Annotated in this window: 11 protein-coding genes and 1 riboswitch; of the genes, 4 read left to right on the top strand and 7 right to left on the bottom strand. The window is 36.6% G+C overall.

Going from position 1 to position 8529, the window contains the following annotated elements; translation table 11 throughout:
• Positions 1–36 precede the first annotated feature (36 nt).
• Together A194_RS0112300 and A194_RS0112295 are read right to left on the bottom strand one after the other, a co-directional pair.
• On the bottom strand, positions 37–609 hold the full coding sequence (locus tag A194_RS0112300; protein WP_017187132.1) for a hypothetical protein: 573 nt from the start codon (positions 607–609) through the stop codon (positions 37–39).
• A 107-nt stretch (positions 610–716) separates the two neighbouring features.
• Positions 717–1295, bottom strand: coding sequence for a superoxide dismutase family protein (locus A194_RS0112295; protein ID WP_017187131.1), 579 nt, complete (start codon positions 1293–1295; stop codon positions 717–719).
• A gap of 118 nt (positions 1296–1413) precedes the next feature.
• Between A194_RS0112295 and A194_RS18375 the strand changes: the two genes are divergently transcribed.
• Complete coding sequence (locus A194_RS18375) at positions 1414–1872, top strand: hypothetical protein (RefSeq protein WP_017187130.1); 459 nt, start codon at positions 1414–1416, stop codon at positions 1870–1872.
• Positions 1873–1895: 23 nt separating this feature from the next.
• Here A194_RS18375 and A194_RS0112285 read toward each other — a convergent pair whose 3' ends face one another.
• From A194_RS0112285 to ribD, 5 genes are all read right to left on the bottom strand, one after another.
• Positions 1896–2102: a hypothetical protein gene (locus A194_RS0112285; RefSeq protein WP_017187129.1), complete on the bottom strand. Its 207-nt coding sequence runs from the start codon at positions 2100–2102 to the stop codon at positions 1896–1898.
• Between the two features lie 91 nt (positions 2103–2193).
• Positions 2194–2661 carry a 6,7-dimethyl-8-ribityllumazine synthase gene (gene ribH / locus A194_RS0112280; RefSeq protein WP_017187128.1) on the bottom strand — a complete coding sequence of 156 codons (468 nt, stop codon included), beginning with the start codon at positions 2659–2661 and terminating at the stop codon, positions 2194–2196.
• An 11-nt stretch (positions 2662–2672) separates the two neighbouring features.
• Positions 2673–3860, bottom strand: a complete 1188-nt coding sequence (locus tag A194_RS0112275) for a bifunctional 3,4-dihydroxy-2-butanone-4-phosphate synthase/GTP cyclohydrolase II (RefSeq protein ID WP_017187127.1) — start codon at positions 3858–3860, stop codon at positions 2673–2675.
• 10 nt (positions 3861–3870) lie between these two features.
• The gene (gene ribE, locus A194_RS0112270; RefSeq protein WP_017187126.1) at positions 3871–4524 is read right to left on the bottom strand and encodes a riboflavin synthase; all 654 of its coding nucleotides are present in this window, start codon (positions 4522–4524) and stop codon (positions 3871–3873) included.
• Complete coding sequence (gene ribD, locus A194_RS0112265) at positions 4524–5627, bottom strand: bifunctional diaminohydroxyphosphoribosylaminopyrimidine deaminase/5-amino-6-(5-phosphoribosylamino)uracil reductase RibD (protein ID WP_017187125.1); 1104 nt, start codon at positions 5625–5627, stop codon at positions 4524–4526. Before ribD ends, ribE begins: the two co-directional genes overlap by 1 nt.
• Before the next feature lie 32 nt (positions 5628–5659).
• A riboswitch (FMN riboswitch) is annotated at positions 5660–5801 on the bottom strand.
• A gap of 278 nt (positions 5802–6079) precedes the next feature.
• Here ribD and A194_RS0112260 point away from each other — a divergent pair.
• From A194_RS0112260 to deoD, 3 genes are all read left to right on the top strand, one after another.
• A complete protein-coding gene (locus A194_RS0112260) occupies positions 6080–6571 on the top strand; it encodes a CBO0543 family protein (RefSeq protein WP_029425254.1) in 492 nt (163 codons plus the stop codon).
• A 172-nt stretch (positions 6572–6743) separates the two neighbouring features.
• A complete protein-coding gene (locus A194_RS0112255; RefSeq protein WP_017187124.1) occupies positions 6744–7547 on the top strand; it encodes a VLRF1 family aeRF1-type release factor in 804 nt (267 codons plus the stop codon).
• A gap of 209 nt (positions 7548–7756) precedes the next feature.
• Entirely contained in the window at positions 7757–8464 is a 708-nt protein-coding gene (gene deoD, locus A194_RS0112250) for a purine-nucleoside phosphorylase (protein WP_017187123.1), read from the top strand.
• Positions 8465–8529: the final 65 nt, after the last annotated feature.

Below are 8529 nucleotides of genomic sequence, written 5' to 3'. Positions count from 1 at the left end.
ATACCCGCTTTATGTATAAGCGGGTATTATTTTGCATTAATTTTCATTTGTAAATCGGGCTTTAACTATATATGCAAGATCATAATCGTCTTTATAATCATCCCACTCTTCTAACGTATTACCTGAAAATCCCATACTTTGTTCTTCATTCATATAGAATTTTCCAGCTAACGGTAGCTCCTCTTCACTAATCACCATTTCATCGTTTATAGTCCAACCAAACGATGTAACTTCTTGGTCTTCTGAAATGGGATCATGACCATGGCTCGTCCCGACTGACCCATTGTTCGCAATTCCGATATTAAATGAAAAGTTGTCATCTCGATCGGTAGAAAAGATGATGTGCCCTTCACTTTCAACTCCCTTTGAAAACTTGAAATCATCTTCTACTAATTCACCATCGACATACTTTTCAACCCACACTTCTAGCCAATTATACTCTTCACTAACATTAAATTCATGAACACTCATTTGATCTGAACTGACTGTTGAAATTGATCGCTCTAAATCAGATAACTTAACGTGATTGATCGTATTCTCCTCTAAGCCTTCACTACAGGCAACTAAAAATAATGTAATCATAATTAAAAATAATACCAACCTATACACATGATCTCTCCTCTTACCTTTCCTCCCATGTTAACATAAATATCCATAAACTAATGAAAAAACCACTAAATCTGCTAGAGCGCAAACTTAGTGGCTTCTATAATTAATTACTCTTCCTCTTCTTCGTCTTCCTCACCTTCAGCTGGGTTATCTGTTTCTTCATCATCGTCATCATCTTTAGTAATTTCAGCACAAGCTACCCGATCACCTGCATCACCTGCTGGCTGACTAATCCCGTCATCCGGTCCATCATGAATGATAAGAGACTTCCCACCATCTTCATTAAAAAAAGACCCTTGTCCATCCAGCAACGTTGCATCCTCGATCACATATTCATAAGTCGCTGAACCATCATCTTCTACTAGTATATTCGGCATATCACCTATATGGTGACCATCTGGGTGCATCAATCCATGTTCTGCTTCTTCATCAATTGACCAATGTCCGCCTGCTGACTCAAAAGCAGGGGCTTCACATTCAGGTATTTCGTGGATATGAATCCCTTTGAAACCTGGTGTTAAGCCAACCACTTCAACTTCAACCTCGACACCTTCAGCATCTTCAGTTAATGTAACCTCACCTATTACATCATAATCCGTGTTAATAATATCTGCTGTCGTCACTTGTGTCTCCGCTTGGCACGCTGATAATAAGAAAATAACTCCAACTAAGTATACCCACTTCATTCTCATCACCTCTTCTCTATTATGGCTAGAATAAAATGGATTTAAACTTTAGGAACGTAAAATTGATAGGATACATTTATGAACTTTATGATAAAATGGCAAAAATGGAGGGGGAATAATGCTCGAAATTAACAATCAAGATATTAAAGGGCAAGATTATGAAGCCTTACTCGAATTAGCTTTAAAGAAATGTGATTGTTTTGCGTTTGTTCAAAGGAAAGATATGATGGAAGATGAATCAGTTATAATGAAACTGCATAATAATTTGGTAGAGCCTATCCAAAAATCACTCATTAAGGTGAATGAACAATCAAGTTGGATCGTCACAAGCCTTTTAGAAGGTACAGCCTATGTATTTTACTATGAACTTAATGAGGAAACTAAAAATTTTCTACTATCAAGCAGTGATTCATTATTTGATTGGAACAGACCACCTTTACCAGAAGACTTAATGTTTTTTAAAGGTAATCAAATTTGGTTGGCTAGTTGTTCACACGAGCGTTTCTTTATAATTAACGACGATTATAAGCATATTGGTGAGTTAATAGAAGAAATTAGATCTATTAAAAAAAGGTGAGCGGATCGCTCACCTTTTTTAACTTACTGTTCTTTTGAATCAACATTATGATTTTGCTGATCATGTTCATTTTGATTAGGGAATCTTTCGTTAAACGCTTGTTCCTCTTTATTAGAGACTTTTACCATCCATCTAAAAAACATAAAAGCTAAAATCATAAATATGATTAGCGTAATTACAGCTGGGATATATAATGTCTTATCCTCTGGAAAATATAGAAATTCCATCATAAAGCATACACCTACTTCTAGTCACTGTTACTGCCATTGTAACAGAAGTCGTGTAATCAGTCATATGTGAATGTTTCATCTTTATGACAATCTATTTTTTGAATTCTGTTACTAAATTCGCCATTTCAATAGCACTTACTGCTGCTTCATATCCTTTATTACCAGCTTTTGTACCAGCACGTTCAACCGCTTGTTCAATAGTATCTGTCGTTAACACACCGAAAATGACTGGTACACCTGTATCTAAACTTACTGAAGAAGTTCCTTTTGCAACTTCACCACTGACGTAATCAAAGTGTGGTGTTGCACCACGAATAACAGTACCTAATGTAATGACGGCATCATAATCGCCATGTTCGATCATTTTCTTAGTTGCTAGAGGAATTTCATACGCTCCTGGTACCCAAGCTACTTCAACGTTGTCTTCGCTTAATCCATGACGCTTTAGTCCATCTAAAGCACCATCTAATAATTTTTCAGTAATAAATGCATTAAATCGACCTACGACAATTCCAACCTTTAAATCTTGTGCGACTAAATTTGCTTCATATGTTTTCATTGTTTATCCTCCTAAAATAAGTGTCCTAATTTATCTCGTTTCGTAGCTAAATACTTTTCGTTATCTTTATTTGGTTCCATTTTTAACCCCACACGCTCGACAATTTCTAAATCATAGCCGTATAGGCCTTTAATTTTTCGTGGGTTGTTCGTTAACAAACGCATTTTTCGAACGCCTATATCTTCTAAAATTTGTGCACCAATTCCATAGTCTCGTAAATCTGCTGGATACCCTAACTTTTCGTTAGCTTCTACTGTGTCATAACCTTCCTCTTGCAGTTTATAAGCTTTTAATTTATTCAACAAGCCAATGCCACGACCTTCTTGGCGCATGTAAAGAAGAACACCTTTACCCTCTTCTTCAATTTGAGAAAGAGCTGCTTCAAGTTGTGGTCCACAATCACAGCGGTTTGAACCAAACACATCACCTGTTAAACATTCACTGTGTACACGAACGAGTGTCGGTTCAGTCGGTGTAATATCACCTTTAACTAACGCAACATGTTCACGACCATCAATGATGTTTGTATAAGCAACTGCTCTAAAGTCACCATAAGAAGTTGGTAAGTTAATTTCAACGGCACGCTCAACTAACTTTTCGTGCATTCGACGATATTTAATTAAATCTTCAATCGTAATTAATTTTAAATCATGTTCATCAGCCATTTTGCGTAATTCAGGTACCCTTGCCATCGTTCCATCTTCATTCATAATTTCGCAAATTGTACCTGCTGGCTTTCCTCCAGCTAATACAGCTAAATCGACAGCCGCTTCTGTGTGACCAGCACGACGCAACACGCCACCATCTTTAGCAATCAACGGGAAGATGTGACCAGGACGTTTAAATTCTGTGGGGACAACATCTTCTTCTACCAATCGCATAATCGTGTGTGAGCGTTCACCTGCACTAATTCCTGTTGTCGTTTCAACATGATCAATACTAACTGTAAAGGCTGTTCCATGACTGTCTGTATTAACATCAGCCATTAATTCTAGTTGTAATTGGTCAGCCTTTTCTTGAGTAATTGGAGCACAAACTAGCCCGCGCCCTTCTTTAACCATAAAATTGACCACTTCTGGTGTTGTATGTTCAGCTAAGGCAACAAAGTCACCTTCATTCTCACGATTTTCATCATCAACGACGATGACGACTTTCCCCTGTTTTAAATCTTCAATTGCCTCATGTATTGAATCAAACATAATGCCCCTCCTATTGGTTTAGAAACCCTGCTTCACGCAAAGCTTCCATCGATAGCCCTTGTTTTTTCTCCTCTTGATTCGGGTTCATTAATTGATAAACGTATTTTAACAACATATCGCATTCAATGTTGACGAAATCACCCGTATACTTTGTCGTTAAAATTGTCGCGTCTTGAGTGTGAGGAATAAGTGAGATCGTAAATGTATTCCCTTCTAAACCGAAAATCGTTAACGATGTCCCATCAACACTGACCGATCCTTTTAACATCATGTACTTAGCCAAGTCTGGGTCTACTTCAATATGGAAATACTCAGCATTATCTTTCGTCTCACGATTAACAATTTTACCGAGACCGTCAACATGACCTGAAACAAAATGTCCGCCAAAACGGCCATCACCTGGCATCGCGCGCTCTAAATTCACCTTTGACCCGACTGTTAAACTTTTTAAAGCAGTATGGTGAAATGTCTCTGGCATAATATCGGTATGAAATGATGTCGTTGAAAACTCAGTAACCGTTAAACATACACCGTTAACGGAAATACTATCACCGAGTTTTACGTCTTTTGTAATATCATTAACTGAAACCATTAATTGTAAAGACTCAGAACCTTGTTTTATATTTTGAATCGTTCCTACTTCTTCAACAATACCTGTAAACATTAGTCTACCTCCTTCTGTTGAGGTCTAGCTGTAATTTTAAGATCTGGTCCGATCATTTCGACGTTTTTAAAGTCGACTTGGACAGAATCCTCTACTTCGTCAAACCCTAATTGATTATAAAAAGCTTTGCTAAATTCACCACCAATTAGTTTCGGCGCCATATATAAATGAATTTCATCGAATAACTCTTTTTGGATAAACTCTGAATGAATCGTTGATCCACCTTCTACATAAACACTCATTATTTTTTCTTCTTTTAGTCTATGTAATAGGTCTACTAAATCGATTTGTTCTGTATCCATTCGCCACACTTTAACATGGTCGATTGCACTGATTTTTTCTTCTTTTTTATAATCAGCTTGTTTAGCACAAACGACAATTGTTTCCGCTTGGTCATTTGTTAATAAGTTTGCATCTAATGGAATTGATAAATTCGTATCGAGGACGATACGTGTAGGATTTAAACCTCCGTGGGGCAAACGGGTGGTTAATTGAGGATCATCTCGTAAAACGGTTTTATTTCCAACTAAGATTGCATCATGTTGATGACGATATACATGAACATCATGTCTTGATTCAATACTTGTGATCCATTTGCTGTCGCCGCTATTCGCTGTCGTTTTTCCATCCATTGAAACAGCTGTTTTCAGCGTGACAAATGGTCTTTTATGTTTCATAAAGTGGAAGAATTTTTGATTTATATCTTGAGCTTGCTCTTCTAATAAACCGACTTCTACTTCTATACCTTCATCTTTTAGCCATTGAATACCTTTTCCAGCTACTTTAGGATTTGGATCTAAAGTTGCGACGTAGACCTTTTTAATTCCGTGATCGATAATCGCTTTAGCACAAGGTGGTGTTTTACCATAATGGGAACACGGTTCTAACGTAACAAACATCGTCGCCCCATTCGACTGTTCTTGTGCTTGCTGTAAGGCATACACTTCAGCGTGTGGTTGACCTGGTTGTAAGTGGGTACCTGTACCGATCACAACCCCATCTTTTACGACAACCGCTCCAACTGAAGGATTCGGTCTCGTTTGTCCAACCGTTAATTTAGCTAAATCAATGGCATGTTGCATATAAAATTGTTCGTCTTTCAATCGTTAACCCCCTTTATAAACCGGGTCACGATCTGATCCTTCTCCCATCCAGACTTTAACTGTCGGCTCCAGATTCACACTGGCATCCACCGTAACGAATACGGGTCACGGACTGAGAACTTTGTATAGTTCAACACCGCCGGTCGGGAGTTTCACCCTGCCCCGAAGTTCAGATAAAAAGACTACACTAGACTAAACACATTCAAAACCCATTAGAATGAAAGGGTTTAAAATCATAGTCTATATTTTTTAGACTATTTCGTTACTCAAGACAATTGTTTATGTCAACAGTTGAATAACTGTTATTTATTATACATTATGTTTTTTCTTTATGCCATGTATAGATATTAATCAATTATTATTAAGTATCATGTTGATCACCCATTAACAATTGAATAAATTTCATTTTCACGCAAAACCTAATATTATCATTAAGATTAAGGAGAACTGTAATGAATTCTGAACAACAGTATTGGGATAAAATAACAGATTTACGTCATGATTTAAAAAATACAGAAATTAATTTCTGGTTAGAACACAGTATTTTCTCTTTCCCGTGGTTCTTTATTATCTTTATCATAATCATTTCCGCAATAATTTGGTGGGTATTAATTGATAAAAAAAGGCTTATAGAATTAATTGCCTTTGGAGGGTTAGTTGCTTTACTCGCTACCATATTTGATATTATTGGTTCTAATTTCGTATTGTTTGGATACCCAACAGAATTATTACCCATTATCCCACCTTTAATCCCAGCAAATTTGGCAGTTATTCCATTTACCTTTATTTTAATCTATCAGTACACAAATTCTTGGAAGTCCTTTTTAATTACTGTTCTTATCATTGGTGGTATGTTTGCCTTTATATTTGAACCCATCCTTGATTGGATAAATATATACGAAAAATGCAGTGGAATTCATTTTACTCATTCCTTGTCTATATAGTACTCGGCATTATCCCGAAATGGATTATTGATACGTTAAAAACTAAACAGGAAAAACATATAAATAATTAGCACAATAGTTGGTTGCTGTTTCATTTTTTCACTTGAAAAGTTTAAAACAAAATTTCCGTGGGAATGAAACAAATAAATACACGAAAAGGAGTGGATTTAAGATGGATCTAAGAAAAGTGCTAAACCAACTAGAACATTATCAGAGTGAAAAGCCAAACCGTGTATTTACGATGTATTTAAATACAGACCTTGCTGATCAAGACCAACAAGGTGGTGAATGGAAGATTCATCTCAAGAACGGATTAAATAATTTTGAAAACTATTTACAAGAAGATGGCGACTCAGATGAAAAGCGCAACTTCTGGGCAGTGAAAGAAAAAGTTGAAAATTTTATGGAAGAACACCAAAAAGAATTAAAGAAAAGTGTCATTATCTTCGCAACAGGTGAAGGTGATATTTGGTTTGCTGACACATTACAAATGCCCGTTCAAACAGAGTTTTATTGGGAAGATACACCCGTTTTAGATCAATTAAAATCATTAAATGAACAATTCCCTAAAACAGGAATTGTATTAACCCAAAAAGACCACATCAAATTAATCGATGCAGAACTAGGCTCAGTTAAAGACACCATGTTATACGAACTTGATCTAAATACAGAAGATTGGAAACAACACGTCGGACCACATCACGCTGACTCCAACTTAGGATCAGGCGGTGCAAAATCAGCTAAAAAAGATGAAATTGCTGACCGTTTTGAGGAGAACCGTTCTCGTTGGTATAAATCAATCGCACCGAAAATTGACAAGCTAGCCAAACAAAATGATTGGGCAGAAATTCACTTAATTGGCCGTTCTGATGAAATTGACGAGCTTGAGAAAAATATGAATAAACCAATTGAAAATAAAGTAAATAAAAACTTACTAGATCATGAAGAAACTAAAGTATTAGAAGAAGTCATGTAAAGCTTAACGAGTCGGACAAGTTTTGTTCGACTCGTTTACTTTTTGCTTACATATATAAGTTAGGACATGGAAAGTATTGTAGTATAGCTACTATACAAATAAATTAATTAAAAATAATGAATAAGGTTAAAGCGTGCTTTATAAATTGTTTGAGCTTTTCTTTTATGGTAGGTTAATTAAGTAAGAACACTTAAGGAGGAAATTTAATTATGAGTACACATATTGGTGCTAACAAAGGTGATATCGCTGATAAGATTTTACTGCCTGGAGACCCGCTTCGTGCTAAGTATATCGCAGAAACATTTTTAGAGAATGTTACTTGCTACAATGAAGTACGTGGTATGTACGGTTACACAGGTACATATAAGGGTGAACGTATTTCAGTACAAGGTACAGGTATGGGTGTACCAAGTATTGCGATCTACGTAAACGAACTGATCCAAGAATACGACGTACAAAAGTTAATCCGCGTGGGCTCTTGTGGTGCACTTACAGAAGACGTTAAAGTACGTGATGTGATCTTAGCTCAAACAGCTACAACAGATTCTCAAATGAACCGTATGGTATTCGGTGGTGTAGATTACGCTCCTGCTGCTGATTTCGGTTTACTTAAAAATGCTTATGACGTAGGTGAAGAGCGCGGCCTTAACTTACGTGTAGGAAACGTCTTCACAAGTGATAGCTTCTACCGCGATAACGCAATGGAACTTTTCAACAAATTAGCTGAATATAACGTGTTAGCCGTTGAAATGGAAGCAACAGCTCTTTATACAATCGCTGCTAAATACAACCGTGAAGCACTAGCTGTTTTAACAGTAAGTGACCATATCATTACTGGTGAAGAAACGACAGCTCAAGAACGCCAAACAACGTTTAACGACATGATCGAAGTTGCACTAGATGCAGCCATTAAATAAGTCTAATTCTAACTCTCTTATGATTAGTTCATAAGAGGGTTTTTGTGAGTGCTGATAAATACTCC

Source organism: Alkalibacillus haloalkaliphilus C5 (assembly GCF_000269905.1).
GTDB lineage: Bacteria > Bacillota > Bacilli > Bacillales > Alkalibacillaceae > Alkalibacillus > Alkalibacillus haloalkaliphilus_A.
Note: the sequence above shows the minus strand (reverse complement) of the source record. Positions and strands in the feature narration are given on the sequence as shown.

Coding starts and splice junctions, on each gene's coding strand:
- A194_RS0112255 (WP_017187124.1), top strand. CDS start 6,744: ATGGATCTAAGAAAAGTGCTAAACCAACTAGAACATTATCAGAGTGAA.
- A194_RS18375 (WP_017187130.1), top strand. CDS start 1,414: ATGCTCGAAATTAACAATCAAGATATTAAAGGGCAAGATTATGAAGCC.
- ribH (WP_017187128.1), bottom strand. CDS start 2,661: ATGAAAACATATGAAGCAAATTTAGTCGCACAAGATTTAAAGGTTGGA.
- A194_RS0112260 (WP_029425254.1), top strand. CDS start 6,080: ATGAATTCTGAACAACAGTATTGGGATAAAATAACAGATTTACGTCAT.
- ribE (WP_017187126.1), bottom strand. CDS start 4,524: ATGTTTACAGGTATTGTTGAAGAAGTAGGAACGATTCAAAATATAAAA.
- deoD (WP_017187123.1), top strand. CDS start 7,757: ATGAGTACACATATTGGTGCTAACAAAGGTGATATCGCTGATAAGATT.
- A194_RS0112295 (WP_017187131.1), bottom strand. CDS start 1,295: ATGAAGTGGGTATACTTAGTTGGAGTTATTTTCTTATTATCAGCGTGC.
- A194_RS0112275 (WP_017187127.1), bottom strand. CDS start 3,860: ATGTTTGATTCAATACATGAGGCAATTGAAGATTTAAAACAGGGGAAA.
- A194_RS0112285 (WP_017187129.1), bottom strand. CDS start 2,102: ATGATGGAATTTCTATATTTTCCAGAGGATAAGACATTATATATCCCA.